Here is a 14,133-nt window from a genome sequence, read left to right as displayed (position 1 = left end):
TAGGTTCCGTTGCGGGACGGCGCACACCACACGCCCGCCGCCCCGTCATCGCCACCGGCGGGGCGCGTGATCCCCGAAGGGACGGGACTTCGCGTGGACCACGGCCCCGGCACAGCCCCCGGCCCGGAGGCGGCCGACCCCGCCCGCTGGGCGATGCTCGCGGTGCTCTGCGCCAGCCTCCTCCTGGTGGCCATGGACGCCACGATCCTCAACGTAGCCCTGCCGTCCCTCATCAAAGAGATGCGGCCGGACGCCCTCCAGCAGCTGTGGATCATCGACATCTACGGCCTGGTGCTCGGCGGGCTGCTCGTGACCGCGGGCGCCGTGGGCGACCGGGTGGGCCGGAAGCTGCTGTTCGTCGCCGGGTTCTCCGCCTTCGGGGCGGCCTCGGTGCTCGCCGCCACCGCCGGGATCACCGAGAGCGTCCTCCAGCTGATCGCCGGCCGGGTGCTGCTCGCCATCGGCGGGGCCATGGTGATGCCGTCCACCCTCTCCCTGATCCGCACCATCTTCACCGACGCCCACGAGCGCACCCTGGCGATCGGGATCTGGGCCGCGGTCGCGGGCGCGGGCGCCGCGATCGGCCCCCTGATCGGCGGGGTGCTGGTGAACGCCTTCTCCTGGTCGGCGGCGTTCTGGGTGAACGTGCCCGTCGTCGTGGTCACCGTCGTCGCGGCGGTGCTGCTGCTCCCCGAATACCGCAGCCCCTCGCACCACGCCCTCGACCTGTGGTCCGCCGCGCTGTCCGTGGCCGGAGTCATCGCCACCGCCTGGGGCGTCAAGCACCTGGCGGGCGGCTTCCGGCCCGCCGACCTGGCCGCGCTGCTGGCCGGTCTGGCGGCGCTCACCTGGTTCGTACGCCGCCAACTGGAGGCCGCGGACCCGCTGCTGGACGTCCGGCTCTTCGCCGGCAGGCCCTTCCTGGCGGCCGCGCTCGCCACCCTGACGGCGATGATGGCGATCGGTGCCGCTCTCTATCTGATCTCCCTCTGGCTCCAGTACGTCCACGGCTACGACGCCCTGGCGGCCGGGCTGCGGACCCTGCCCGTCGCGCTCGCCCTGCTCGCCTCCTCGCTGGCGACGCCCTGGCTGCTGCGCCGGATCGGGGTGCGGACCGTGCTGACGGTGGGTCTGGCCGCGCTGCTGTGCGGCTTCGCCGTGCTGGCCGCGGCCCCGCGGCCGCCGGACTACGGCGTGGTGGCGATCGCCCTGGTCACCTTCGGCATCGGCGACGGCATGGCCATCACCGCCTCCGCGGCGGTGATGGTCTCGGCCGTGCGCCCCGAACGCGCGGGCCAGGCGGGCGCGGTCTCCGAGAGCGCCTACGAGCTGGGCATCGGCTTCGGCGTGGCTCTGCTCGGCAGCATCCACACCACGCTGTTCCGCTCCCGGATGACCGGTCTCCCGGCCGAGGTGCGGGGCGCGGACCTGGCGACCGCGCGGCAGTCGGTGGGCGGCGCCGACGAGGTGGCCCGCTCCTTCGGCACCGACAGCGCGGTGGGCCGGGCCCTGCTGGCCGCGGCGCGCTCGGCGTTCGACGACGCGCTGGCCACCACCGCGCTGGTGTGCGTGGGCATCGTCGCGGTGGCGGTGGCCCTGGCGGCGGTGCTGGTCCCGAAGGACTTCCGAGCGGATTCGGCGCACTGACCCGCCGCGGGGCGGGCCCGCCGGGCGGGCCGGACCGGACGGTTCCTCACGCGCGCCACGTGCCGCGGCACGCCGCCGCCAGGAAGCCCGGCCCGAAGGACAGCAGCAAGCCCCGCTCGCCGTCGCCCGGCGGGTCCGCGTGCGTGCGGGCGAGCACGTCGAGGACGGCGACACCGCCCAGGTTCCCGTTCTCCGCCAGGCTGTCCCACGAGTGCCGCAGCAGCTTCGCGTCCACGCCGAGGCCCCGCGCGGTGTCGTCGAGGACCCGCGGCCCGCCGGGGTGGACGACCGCCCACCGCGGTTCGGTGTGCGGCGCCTGCGCGGATTCCAGCCAGGCGCCCAGGGCGGGCATCACCTCGCCGGTGGCCTCGGTGGCCTCGCGGGTGGAGTCGAAGTGCAGCCCGGCGTCGTCGAGCCGGCCCCGGTAGCGGTCGCCGCTGTCGGGCAGCAGGTACTCCCAGGTGTCCTCGACGCGCAGACCGGGGCCGAGCGGGGTGTCGGTGACGACGCAGGCACCGGCGCCGTCGCCGAACAGCGCCTTGTAGATCATCGATTCGAAGGCGGTGTTGCGGTGGTTGTAGATCGTGCTGATGGTCTCCGCGACGACCACCAGGACCCGGCTCCCCGGGCGCGCCCGCACATGGTCGGTGGCGCGGACCAGGGCCTGGGCCCCGCCCACGCAGCCGAGGGACGTCATGGGAACCCGGCGCACGTCGGCGCGCAGCCCGAGCGCGCCGATGAGGTGGATGTCCAGACCCGGCACGGCCCACGAGGTGGAGTGGCTGGTGACGATGCAGTCGATGTCCGACGGCTCCAGCCCGGTGTCCGCGAGCGCGGTCCGCGCCGCCCGCGTGGCCAGTTCGGCGGAGTCGGCGAACGCCACCCGGTTGCGCTCCTCCACCGACGCGGTCCCGGAGACCGTGGGGGAGTCCAGTGGCTGGGTGAACCTCCGGGTGCGCACACCGGTGGCCTGGACGACGCGCAGCACGGAATCCAGCCGCGGATGGTCCGCGTGGTGCTCACGGATGTCGTCGCAGATGTCCTCGGTGGTCACACGGTGACGGGGGAGGGCTATGGCGGGGGGCGAGACGTGCGATGTCACGGGACCTCCACGGGTCGGGGCGGCGGCCGGCCTTGGTCGGGGGCGATGTCCGGCACGGGCCGCCCCGCGCGGTCATCCTGCGTGCAGCATGGGCCGGCGGGTCGGTCCGCTCCGTTCACCGGTACGGAAGACCAGCACCATAAGCCGGGCACGCGGTGACGCGAGAGGCTCCGCGCTGCACAGCGACACCCAGCCGGGGCCCCGCACCGGGTGCAGCAGCGGCCGTTCGTCGCCGTCGGGGTGGACGTACGCCCCGCCGCCCGCCTCGTAGAGCGGCCCCACCACCGGGTCGGCGAGGATGTCCGCCTCCAGTTCGCCGAGCGTCTCGTCGTGGGGCAGCGCCGCCACGGCCGCGCGCATCTGCGGCAGGATCATCGGCACCCAGTGCTCCTCCCAGCCGGCGAGGATCGTGCGGGCCTCCGGATGGAGCGTCATCCACCGCATCGTGTTCTCCGGGACCTCGCGGCGCGGGAACATCTCGGCGAACGCCTGGTTGTGCGCGAGCACCCGCCAGGACTGGTCGTTGATGTAGGCCATGTGGGACTGGCCCTCGACGACGTCCTGCCAGGCCCGGGGCACCTCCGTGCCCGAGCGCTGGTGCAGCGGGTAGGGCGGGCGGCGGTGCACGGCGTAGAGCCACAGCGACGTCCACTCGTGCTCGGTGAACGCGAGCAGCCGCGCGACGTCGCGCAGCAGGTCCTCCGGCGGATTGGGATACGCGCCCGTCTCCAGCCGGTTGAACGTGCCGTAGGTGCGGTGCAGCAGCTGGTCGATCTGACTCTGGGTCAGCCCGGGGGCACGCCTGCCCTGGCGTGACGGACGGACGAGTCCATGGTCCTCCGGAGCGATCCGGCCCCGCCGTTCGCGGAGCAATGCCTGTAGGGCTTCCTTGTCCAACGGAAATCTCCCCCAATATCACGAACGGCGCCGCAAGGGGAAGCCGATTTGATGGGTCACTTTTTCCTGCAAAAAGCTCTCCGCAGAAATGATCGCATCCCTGCTGCATGATCGACCCACGGGTCAGCAGCCACGGGGGTGCCGCTGACCTGGCCCGACTTCACCGCGAGCAGGTGGTCGTGAGAGAGCTGGAGGGAGGGGGACACCATGCGTGCGCTGACCGACCGACAGGGACAGCAGTGGGCGGGGAACATCCGCCCGCAGCTTCCGCGAGCGGCGTTATAGGAACGGCGGGGCCGCGCCCCGCCCCTTCGCGGGCGCCTTCGCCACGCGACCCGCCGCCCGTCTGCTCCGAACGGGCGTCGCCCGGCCCCGCGCCGGGCTGTCCGCGCCGCTCCACCGGTGCCTGCTGATAGATCGGCGGTACAGGCGCGACGCGAAGGAGCCCGTCATGCGCGAGACCCGGGGGGTTCCCTCCGCCGCGGCGAGCGCCGCCCGGATCGGCGTCACCTGCGCGGGCGCGGTCCCCGCGGCCGTGCTCCGCCTGAGCGGCACCCCGCTCGCGCCCGGCTGGGCCGTGGCCGTCTACGGCCTGGGCGTGCTGTGCTCGGCGCTGCTGCTGATGTGGGCGGCCGAGACCGCCCGCGCCGACATGGCCGGCGCGCTCGCGCTCGCCCTGCTGGCCTTCATCGCGGTGCTGCCCGAATACGCCGTCGACCTCTACTTCGCCTACGCCGCCGGTTCCGACCCCTCGTACGCCGCCTACGCCGCGGCCAACATGACTGGCGCCAACCGGCTGCTCGTGGGCGTCGGCTGGCCGCTCGTCGCGCTCGCCTCGGCACTCGCGCTGCGCCGCCGCTCCCTGCCGGACACCGGGATCGCGCTGGAGCCGCACCGGCGCATCGACGTCGCCTTCCTCGCGGTGGCCGCCGTCTTCGCCTTCGTGATGCCGCTGACCCGGGAGATCGGCTGGTACGTCCCGGTGGTGATCGTCCCCTGGTACGGCTACTACCTCTACCGGATCGGCAAGTGCGGCTCGGGGGAGATGGAGGAGCTCGTCGGGGTCCCCGCGCGGCTCGCCACGCTGCCCCGGGCCGCGCGCCGCGCCACCACCGCGACGCTGTTCGCCGCCGCCGCGGCCGTGGTCTTCGCCTGCGCGGAGCCCTTCGCCAACGGCCTGGTGGAGGCGGGCGCCTCGCTCGGCATCGACCGTTTCGTCCTGGTCCAGTGGCTCGCCCCGCTGGCCTCCGAGGCCCCGGAGCTCATCGTCGCCGTGGTCTTCGCGTGGCGGCTGCGGGCGAGCGACGGACTCGGCGCGCTGCTGTCCAGCAAGGTCAACCAGTGGACGCTGCTGGTCGGTTGCCTGCCGCTGGCCCACGCGCTCGGCGGCGGGGGAGCGGCCCTGCCCCTGGTGACCCGTCAGGTCGACGAGGTCGCCCTGACCGCCGCCCAGACCGTCCTCGCCGTGGTGATCCTGCTCGGCCTGCGGTTCGTCCCCCTCCAGGCCGCCGGTCTCTTCGTCCTCTTCGCGGTGCAGTTCGCCCTGCCGGGCGAGTCCGCCCGGCTCCTCATGGCCTATGTGTATCTGGGCCTCGCCGCTCTGCTCCTGGCCACCCGCGTCCGCCACCTGCCGGCCACGGCCCGGGCCCTGGGCGGGCGGATCGAGGGCGACCCGCACTACTGACGCGGCCACGGGCCGGCCCATGGCCGCCGGTCACGGTTCGGTGATGAGATCGGTGAGGGCCTTGATGCCGTCCGCCGCCAGCACCCGGCGCTGCCGGTCCGCCGGGGTGCCCCGCAGCAGCAGCCGGTGCACCAGCGAGCTCACCTGGTGGAGGTCGCCGGACTCCTCCAGCGCCTGCCCGATGTGCCCGAGCAGGGCGTGGACGACATCCTCGGCACCGCGCCGCTTCCCCTCGGGGTCGACGAGGACGCCCTCCAGGCCGTGCCGGGCGGCGTGCCAGTTCGCGGCGCTGAGCAGCTCCGGCGTGCAGTGCGCCGACCGGCGGCCGCTCTTCTCGTCGCGGATGGCGGTCGCCACCATGCCGCGCACGATCCCGGCGAGCATCACGGCGTCGTCGACGCGCAGCTGGACGTCCAGGCAGCGCACCTCGATCGTGGGATAGCGGTCGGACAGCCTGGCCTGCCAGTACAGCTGCCCCCGGTCGGTGATCGCCCCGGCGACGAAGAGCGCCTGGATACGCTCCTCGTAGTCGGCGAGGTCGGCGAAGTGCGGGGGCGGCCCGCTGACGGGCCAGCGGCTGTAGACCACGGTGCGCCAGCTGGCGAAGCCGGTGTCGTGACCGTGCCACATCGGTGAGTTGGCCGCCATGGCCACCAGCACCGGCAGCCAGGGGCGGACGCGGTTGAGGACGGCGACGCCCATCTCCCGGTCGGGGATGGCGACGTGCACGTGCATCCCGTTGACCAGCTGCTCGTCGACCAGTTGGGCCGCCCGGCTGCGCATCGCCAGATAGCGCGGGTGCCGGGTGACGGGTACGGGCACCAGGCCCGCGCGGGGTGACGTGCCGGACGCCGCGATCCGGCAGCCGTTCCGCTTGGCGGCGGAGCTCACGGCGTGGCGCAGCCGCAGCAGATGGCCGCTCGCCTCCGCGAGGTCGGTGCAGACCGGAGTGGCCACTTCCACCTGGGCCTGCAACAACTCCGCCTGAATCTCCCGCTCGTGCACGACCGGCTCCAGGTCCACCGCTGCGCAGACCTGCTCCGCCTTCGGAACGGGCAGTGCGGTGGCCGGGTCGAGCAGAAGATACTCCTCCTCGATCCCTAGGGTGAGCATGCCGTAGGGCTACCCTCGCGCTGTCGAGGCGAACCGCGCGCTCCCCGCGGTCGCGTGTTTCTGACGCAAAGACGTCCGCCCTCCTGCGCGTACCGGCGGCGGGACGGCACCGGGTGACCGGATTTCAGTCTCCGGATTACCTCAACTCCCAAGAACGCAAAGGAGTTGAATGATTTTCGCGCGCCGGAAAAGCGCCCCGGTTCCGTGAATGCCGCGAAGTGAAGAAGTTCACAGAAAGCCGTTCCGGCTCCGGTTTCCGGGACTTCGTGATGCAGGATCGTCACTCGAACACAAGATCCCGTCACCGAGACGGGCACCCCGGGCGGACGCCGAGTCCTGCCGCCGTTCCGGGTGCGGAGCAGACCGACTGGATCGGCAGGAGCGGGAGACCCAGGTACGGCGGACCACGATGGCGGTGGTCCTTGGGGTGAAGCCACGGATGTGGCCGGGCAACTTCGACAGCCCGAACCCGACAGGTCATCTTTCGCAGGCGGATGACGAAGGGTTTGACATGTCTGCGTTCCCCGGCATATCCACGCTCGTGTCCAAGGCCGGCGCCGCGACCGTCCTCACCGCCGCCACCGTCACCGCCTCGATGCTGCTGCCCGGAGTGGCGGCGAACGCCCAGGCGGCGACACCGGGTCAGGCCGCGCTGAAGGTCGCCGCCTCCAAGAAGGGCTCGCCCTACCAGTACGGCGCCGCGGGCCCCAACCGCTTCGACTGCTCGGGCCTGACGCTCTACTCGTTCAAGAAGGTCGGCAAGAACCTGCCGCGCACCGCGCAGGACCAGTACAACAGGACCCGGCACCTCTCCGCCGGCTCCCGCCAGACCGGCGACCTGGTCTTCTTCCACTCCGGCAGCAACGTCTACCACGTGGGCATCTACGCCGGTGACAACAAGATCTGGCACTCGCCCAAGCCCGGCGCTTCGGTCCGGCTGGAGAAGATCTGGAGCAACAGCGTCTGGTACGGCCGCGTCAACTGACCCGGCGGACCACCGGAAAGACGGCCCCCGGCGCTGAGAGGCGCGCGGGGGCCGTGTGCCGGTACCGGGTGGTGCGGCCGCGTGGCGCGATCAGGGCAGTTGCGCCCCGAACGCCTGCAGGGCCGCGGGTACCGGCTGGAAGAAGGTCTCGCCACCGGAGGAGCAGTCCCCGCTGCCGCCCGAGGTGAGGCCCAGTGCCGTGTCGTTGTCGAAGAGCGCGCCGCCGCTGTCGCCCGGCTCGGCGCACACACTGGTGTCGATCAGGCCGTCGACCTGGCCCTCCTGGTAGTTGACGGTGGCGTTGAGGCCGGTGACCTGGCCGCTGTGCAGGCCGCTGGTGCTGCCGCTGCGCTGCACCTGCTCGCCGACCGTCGCCTCACCGGCCCGGCTGATGTTCTGCTGGCTGCCGTTGTAGAGGTCGACCGCGCTGGTGTGGTCGGAGGAGCCGGTGTAGCGCACCAGGGCGTAGTCGTGGCCGGGGAAGGACGAGCTCTCCGTGGTGCCGGCCTGGGCGCCGCCCTGCGAGTCGGACCACTCGGCCGAGGCGTTGCCGCAGTGCCCCGCCGTCAGGAAGTACGGCTGCCCGTCCTTGCTGACGTTGAAGCCGAGCGAACAGCGCACGCCGCTGCCCCAGATGGCGTCGCCGCCGGCGATGAGCGGCCGGAAGGTGCCCGCCGTCCTTCTGAGCGTGGCCTTGTCACCCAGGCTCGCGACGACCTTGCCGAGCCTGCTCAGCCGCTCCCCGCGCACCGTGCTGTCCGCGGTGACGACGACCTTGTTGGTCCTGGGGTCGACCGACCAGGCGGTGCCCGGGATGGACGCCTGGGCCTTGAGGGTGCCTCTGGCCGAGGCGAGTTCGGCCGCCGAGTGCCGGACCTGCCGGGCCTCGGCGCCCGCGGCCCGTACCTTCGCCGCGGTCGCCGCGTCGAGCACGTCGACGACGAGCCGGTGGGTGGTGGCGTCGTAGTACGAGCCCGCGGTGTCCGCCGGGAGCTCGGCCGCGATCCGCTGGGCGAGGCCCGTGGCCTGCTCGGCGGAGACGGTGCCGGGCGCCGGTGCGGACATGGCGTGGGCGGCGGGCAGGGCGAGCGCGGCGGTCGCGAGGACGGCGGCGGCCGTACCGGCCATGGCGGAACGGCGTGCGGATATGCGAGGACGTTTCACGAGACCTCCAGTGGGGGGTGCCCGGCGAGACCGATGTCCGGGCACGGAGGGTGCATGTGAGGGGGTGACAGGGGCGTGACGGCCGATGCGCCGCCCGGGGCCGTCCGGGAGGTGCTAGTCGCGTCCATGTCAATTCCCTGGAGTATCGGATCGTCCCTGTGAACGTTCAAGAGCGACATTCGGTCGTACGGGCGGGGCGTCGGCAAGTCTCTTGTGTCACACGCGTACCGCGAGCCGTTCTTGTGAACGCCCGTGACGGGCGCGGATGAGCGAGGGGCGGTGAGCGGACAGGAAGGGGCGCGGCTGTCCGGTAATCGTTCCTTCTGGGGTGGGGCGAAGGTTTCTTTGCACACCTTTAACGGTGCCCGGATCCAACGGTGTCCGGAGCGCCCGGACGGCGACGGGCCCCCGACCGCGAACGCGGTCGAAGGCCCGCACCTGCGGCCCGCTCGGGCCTACTGCGCGCCCGTCGTGTGCGTCGGGCGGATCGGACCGCTGGGCTCGGTCCCCGGGATCGGGGTGCCCTCCGCGTGCTCGACGGGCGCGCCCAGCCCGGCGAGGATGGCCTGCTCGCTGGGCGTGTTCTGCTCTGCGGGCTGCGCGGCCTCGGCGGGCTTCGGGGCGTCGGTGGTCATGCGGAACTCCTGTCGTGCGGGTCGAACGGTCTTTCACCGAAGTATGTGACACCGCGATCAACAGGCGATCAACGGACCCGCACCCGTAACGTCACGGGTACCGCCGGCCGCGCGAACCCCTGAGATACTGTCCCCTTGTCGCCGGGCGGAGTGTGCGCGGCGAGGTCGGGGGAGACATGGGCGCCAGCGGAGCAACAACGGGAGCACGGCTCTCCTTCCAGCTGCTCGGCCCCGTGCACGCGCGGCTCGACGGGCACCAGGTCGAGCTCGGAGCCCGGCAGCAGCGCGCCATGCTCGCCGTCCTCCTGCTGCGTGGCGGCCGCACGGTCTCCAGCGACGAACTGATCGACGCCCTGTGGGGCGAGCTGGCACCGCCTCAGGCCCTCGGCACCATCCGGACCTACGCCTCCCGCCTGCGCAACCTCCTCGAACCCGGCCGGGTGGCCAGGACCCCGGCCACGGTCCTCGTCTCCTCCGCCGGCGGCTACGCCCTGCACATACGCCCCGAGCAGGTCGACGCCGTCGTCTTCCAGCGCCGCCTCGCCGAGGCCGCCGAGGCCCGCGACGCCGGGGACACCGAGACCGCGCACAGCCGCTACACCGCGGCCCTCGACCTCTGGCACGGCGCCCCGCTGGCCGGGCTCCCCGGCCCGTACGCCGAACGACAGCGGCACCGGCTCTCGGAGGCCCGCCTCGTCGCCCAGGAAGGGCTCTTCGACTGCGCCCTCGCCCTCGGCCGCCACGCCGAGATCGTCCCCGAGCTGAGCTCCCTCGCCGCCGAACACCCCCTGCGCGAACGCCTCCGCGCCCTGCTGATCCTCGCCCTCTACCGCTGCGGCCGCCAGGTCGAGGCCCTCGCCGCCTTCACCGACACCCGGCGCCTGCTCGTCGCCGAACTCGGCGTCGAACCCGGCCCCGAACTCACCGCACTGCACGCCAGGGTGCTCGCCGCCGACCCCGGCCTGGCCTACGCCCCGGCCGCGGCCCCCGAGCCCGCGGCCGGCCCCGCGGACACCGCGCGCCCCAGGGCCGTCCCCTTCCAGCTCCCGGCCGGCATCCCCGACTTCACCGGGCGCGAAGAGCTCGTGCGCGACGTGTGCGCCGCCCTCACCGAGACCTCCGGGCCCGCCGTGATGATCGCCATGCTCACCGGCATCGGCGGCGTCGGCAAGACCACGCTCGCCGTGCACGCCGCCCACGCGGCCCGCCCCTGCTTCCCCGACGGCCAGCTCTACGTCGATCTCCAGGGCCAGGGCGCGCACCCCGCCGACAGCGGCAGCGTCCTGGCCCACTTCCTCCAGGCCCTCGACGTCCCCGAGACGGACATCCCCGACGACCTCGGCCAGCGCGCCGCCCTCTACCGCTCCGTGCTCGCCGACCGGCGCGTCCTGCTCCTCCTCGACAACGCCCGCGACGCCGCCCAGATCCGTCCCCTCCTGCCCGGCACCGCGGGCTGCGCCGTCCTCGTCACCAGCCGGTCGCGGGCCCTCACCCTCGGCGGCGCCCGCCACTTCCACGTCGGCGTCGCCAGCGCGCCCGAGGCCCTCTCGCTCCTCGCCGCCATCGTGGGCGCCGAGCGGGTCGCCGCCGAGCCCCGGGCCGCCGCCGCGCTCGTCGCGGCCTGCGGCCATCTGCCGCTCGCCGTGCGCATCGTGGCCTCCCGCCTGGCCGCCCGGCCCGGCTGGACCATCGCCTCCCTCGGCACCCGGCTCGACGACGAACGCCGCAGGCTCGACGAACTGCAGGCCGGCGACCTCACCGTGGAGGCCACCTTCCGGCTCGGCTACACCCACCTCGCCGACGACCAGGCCAGGGCCTTCCGCCTGCTGGCCCTCCCCGCCGCCCCCGACCTGTCGCTGCCGGCGGCCGCCGCGCTGCTGGACTGTGACGAGTTCACCGCCGAGGACCTCGCCGAGGCTCTCGCCGACGCGGGCATGCTGGAGTCGTACGCCACCGGCCGCTACCGCTTCCACGACCTGCTGCGGCTCTACGCGCGTCGCCAGGCCGAGCAGACCGACACCCCGCAGGAGCGCCACGACGCCGTCCAGCGCCTCCTCGACCACCACCTCGCCACCATCGGCAACGCCTCCCGCACCCTCGAACCCGACCACGCGCTCCAGCGCCACCTGCACCCCGTCACCCTGCCCGGCGTCCCCTTCGCCGACGCGGACGACGCCCGGCAGTGGCTGCGCCACGAGCACATACCGCTCGCCTCCCTCCTCGCCCAGGCCGTCCCCGGCGCACCGGACGCCCTGCGCCCCGCGGGCGACCTGCTGCTCACCTGGTCCGGCCTGATCGAGGGCCCCGCCCACCGCGAGGAACTGCGCCGCCTCTGCGAACTCACCGCCGACACCGCGCACGCCCGCGACGAACCCCGCGTCGAGGCCCGGGCCCGCTACACCCTCGGCAACCTCCACTACCTCACCGATGTGTACGACGCGGCCGAGCGCGAACTGACCACCGCGCTGCGGCTCGCCGAGGAGGCCGCCGACCACCTGTGCCGCCACCTCGCGGCCAACGCGCTCGGCATCCTCCACCTCGCCACCGACCGCCCCGAGCGGGCCCTCCCGCTGCTGGAGCTGGCCGGCTCCCTCTGCGACGGCCTCGACGACAAGGGCAGCGAGGCGCGGGTGCTCGCCAACACCGCCCGCGTGCACCTCGCCCTCGCCCAGCCGGAGCAGGCCGAACGCGCCGCCGCGGAGGCCGTCCGGCTGGCGGAGGCGACCGGCAACGGCCCGACCGTCGCGATGACGCTCTACCAGCACGGCTACGTCCTCCGCAGGACCGGCGACCCCGCGCTCGCCGCCGAGCGCATGCGCGGCGCGCTCGGCCACTTCATCTCCCAGCACCAGCGCGGCTGGGAGGGGCTGGCCTGGGCGCGCCTCGCGGAGTGCCGCCTCGACGAACAGCGGGACGAGGACGCCGTCTCCTGCGCCGAGGAGTCCCTGCGGATCGCCCGCGAACTGGGCAAGAGCTACTGCCAAGGGCTCGCCCACGCCGTGCTCGGCCAGGCCCTCCCGCGCCTCGGCCGCCCGGGCCGCGGCCACGACCACCTGCGCGAGGCCCTCACACTCTTCACCCGCCTCGGGGTCCCCGAGGCCGTCGCGGTCCGTGCCCTGCTCGACACGGCGACGGCGCCCACCTCCTGAGAACCACACCCGCCACCCACCCGGGCACAGACTCTCTTTCCCCTGCCTGGAGGAAACGCTGCCAAGCCTTTGACCTGCGCTTTGCCACCCTCGACCGGCCCGTAGATCCACTCCGGCCGGGGCTACGCTGAGCGATCGTGGCACTGACCAATCTCACCCCCGCCCGAGCCTTCGGCACCTGGCAAGCGGACCCCTTCGGCCTCGCCCTCATCGTCCTCCTCGGCGGTCTCTACGCCTGGGGCGTCCTGCGGGTGACGAGGAAGGGCGAGCGCTGGCCCGTGGTCCGTACGCTCGCGTTCGTGACCCTCGGCCTCGGCGCGATCGCCGTCGCGACCCTGTCGTCCCTCGCGGTGTACGACCGGGTCCTCTTCTGGCCCGCCGCGGTGCAGAACATCCTCCTCGACCTGATCGCACCGCTCGGCCTCGCCCTCGGCGACCCCGTGGCCCTCGCCCGCCGCGCGCTGCCCGCCCGCGGCGCCGAGCGGCTGCACCGGGCGATGCGCGGGCGCGTCGTGAGAGCGCTCACGTTCCCGCTGGTCAGCACCCTGCTCGTGCTCGCCACGGAGCTGTGCGTCTACTTCACGCCCTACTTCGAGGCCGCCCTGCGGAACGAAGCGGTCCACCGGCTGATGTACCTCCACCTCCTCGCGGCGGGCAGCCTGTTCGTCCTGCCCATGCTCTCCCGCGAGGAACTGCTGCCCGCGTGGTGCAGCCACCCCGTGCGGGCGCTGCTGGTCTTCGTCGACGGGCTGGTCGACGCCGTGCCCGGCATCGTCGTGATGACCAGCGGCACCCTGATCGCGGGCGGTTGGTACGGATCGCGAACGCGCGGCTGGGGCCCGAGCCCGGAGCGCGACCAGGCGCTCGGCGGCGGACTGATGCTGTCGATCGCCGAACTCGTCGGCATGCCCTTCCTCATCGCCGTCTTCGTCGAGTGGCGCCGCGCCGAGCGGGTCAGGACGGCCGAGCTGGACCGAAGGCTCGACCAGGAGCTCGCCACGGTCCCCGCCCCCGCCGCCACCCCGGAGCGCGCCGCCGAGCCGCCCGCTCCCGAGCTGACCCGCCCCTGGTGGGAGACCGACCAGGGCGTCGTCGGCGAGCGCTTCCGGCAGACCCGGGACAACCGCCCGTAAATCGCTTGGCCGCCGCCCCGGATCTCCGCAGACTTGCCGCATGCACGATCCGAACCGCCAGATCCGGGCGGCGCACACCGCTACGACCATCACCGTCTACCAGGCATACGCCCCGCACCTCGGCCACCCCGCCGCCCGCGACGGCCGCTTCCCCCCGGCGTGGAAGCGGACGCGTATGACGTGGATCAAGCCGTCCTTTCTCTGGATGATGTACCGCTGCGGCTGGGCCACCAAGGCCGATCAGGAGTGCGTCCTCGCGATCGAGATCGACCGCGCCGGATTCGACTGGGCGCTGGGCAACGCCTGCCTCTCCCACTTCGACAGCGCCGTGCACACCGACCGCGCCGCCTGGCAGCGCGAGCTGAAGTCCTCGCCGGCCCGCGTCCAGTGGGACCCCGAGCGCGATCTGCGCCTGCGCGCGCTGCCCCACCGCTCCCTCCAGCTCGGCCTCTCCGGCGAGGCCGCCCGCCGCTACGCCGACGAGTGGACGGTCTCCATCACGGACGTCACCCCGCTCGCCCGGGAGATCCACCACAAGCTCACCACGGGCGACGAGGAAGCCGCCGCCCGCCTCCTCCCGGAGGAGCGCCTCTACGCGCCGGCGTGACCGGCTGCCGACCGAAC

General features: G+C 73.5%; 11 protein-coding genes and 1 riboswitch. Of the genes, 6 read left to right on the top strand and 5 right to left on the bottom strand.

What is annotated here, in order from left to right; genetic code table 11:
• The first annotated feature begins 93 nt into the window (after window positions 1–93).
• Entirely contained in the window at window positions 94–1,647 is a 1,554-nt protein-coding gene (locus ACZ4A5_RS07205; RefSeq protein ID WP_467579256.1) for an MFS transporter, read from the top strand.
• Between the two features lie 46 nt (window positions 1,648–1,693).
• Here ACZ4A5_RS07205 and ACZ4A5_RS07200 read toward each other — a convergent pair whose 3' ends face one another.
• Both ACZ4A5_RS07200 and ACZ4A5_RS07195 read right to left on the bottom strand, forming a co-directional pair.
• Window positions 1,694–2,749: a type III polyketide synthase gene (locus ACZ4A5_RS07200; RefSeq protein ID WP_467579253.1), complete on the bottom strand. Its 1,056-nt coding sequence runs from the start codon at window positions 2,747–2,749 to the stop codon at window positions 1,694–1,696.
• Window positions 2,750–2,821: 72 nt separating this feature from the next.
• A complete protein-coding gene (locus ACZ4A5_RS07195; protein ID WP_467579249.1) occupies window positions 2,822–3,646 on the bottom strand; it encodes an MmyB family transcriptional regulator in 825 nt (274 codons plus the stop codon).
• Window positions 3,647–4,097: 451 nt separating this feature from the next.
• Between ACZ4A5_RS07195 and ACZ4A5_RS07190 the strand changes: the two genes are divergently transcribed.
• A complete protein-coding gene (locus ACZ4A5_RS07190; protein ID WP_467579247.1) occupies window positions 4,098–5,330 on the top strand; it encodes a hypothetical protein in 1,233 nt (410 codons plus the stop codon).
• A 30-nt stretch (window positions 5,331–5,360) separates the two neighbouring features.
• Here ACZ4A5_RS07190 and ACZ4A5_RS07185 read toward each other — a convergent pair whose 3' ends face one another.
• Window positions 5,361–6,443: a carboxylate-amine ligase gene (locus ACZ4A5_RS07185; protein ID WP_467579244.1), complete on the bottom strand. Its 1,083-nt coding sequence runs from the start codon at window positions 6,441–6,443 to the stop codon at window positions 5,361–5,363.
• A gap of 355 nt (window positions 6,444–6,798) precedes the next feature.
• Window positions 6,799–6,951: riboswitch (cyclic di-AMP (ydaO/yuaA leader) on the top strand.
• A gap of 3 nt (window positions 6,952–6,954) precedes the next feature.
• On the opposite strand from ACZ4A5_RS07185, the gene ACZ4A5_RS07180 reads away from it, so the two are divergent.
• The gene (locus ACZ4A5_RS07180; RefSeq protein WP_467579241.1) at window positions 6,955–7,428 is read left to right on the top strand and encodes a C40 family peptidase; all 474 of its coding nucleotides are present in this window, start codon (window positions 6,955–6,957) and stop codon (window positions 7,426–7,428) included.
• A 90-nt stretch (window positions 7,429–7,518) separates the two neighbouring features.
• Here the strand turns inward: ACZ4A5_RS07180 and ACZ4A5_RS07175 are convergent, their stop codons facing one another.
• Both ACZ4A5_RS07175 and ACZ4A5_RS07170 read right to left on the bottom strand, forming a co-directional pair.
• The gene (locus ACZ4A5_RS07175; protein WP_467579238.1) at window positions 7,519–8,592 is read right to left on the bottom strand and encodes a S1 family peptidase; all 1,074 of its coding nucleotides are present in this window, start codon (window positions 8,590–8,592) and stop codon (window positions 7,519–7,521) included.
• A 455-nt stretch (window positions 8,593–9,047) separates the two neighbouring features.
• Window positions 9,048–9,227: a hypothetical protein gene (locus ACZ4A5_RS07170; RefSeq protein ID WP_467579235.1), complete on the bottom strand. Its 180-nt coding sequence runs from the start codon at window positions 9,225–9,227 to the stop codon at window positions 9,048–9,050.
• 176 nt (window positions 9,228–9,403) lie between these two features.
• Between ACZ4A5_RS07170 and ACZ4A5_RS07165 the strand changes: the two genes are divergently transcribed.
• The 3 genes from ACZ4A5_RS07165 to ACZ4A5_RS07155 all read left to right on the top strand — a co-directional run bounded on the left by ACZ4A5_RS07165 (window position 9,404) and on the right by ACZ4A5_RS07155 (window position 14,116).
• Window positions 9,404–12,376, top strand: coding sequence for an AfsR/SARP family transcriptional regulator (locus ACZ4A5_RS07165; RefSeq protein ID WP_467579232.1), 2,973 nt, complete (start codon window positions 9,404–9,406; stop codon window positions 12,374–12,376).
• A gap of 134 nt (window positions 12,377–12,510) precedes the next feature.
• Entirely contained in the window at window positions 12,511–13,509 is a 999-nt protein-coding gene (locus tag ACZ4A5_RS07160; protein WP_467579727.1) for a cytochrome c oxidase assembly protein, read from the top strand.
• A 40-nt stretch (window positions 13,510–13,549) separates the two neighbouring features.
• Entirely contained in the window at window positions 13,550–14,116 is a 567-nt protein-coding gene (locus ACZ4A5_RS07155) for a DUF4291 domain-containing protein (RefSeq protein ID WP_467579228.1), read from the top strand.
• Window positions 14,117–14,133 lie beyond the last annotated feature (17 nt).

The sequence above is a fragment of the Streptomyces sp. NPDC025618 genome, from assembly GCF_055558795.1.
This window is presented reverse-complemented; position numbering and strand designations above follow the sequence as displayed.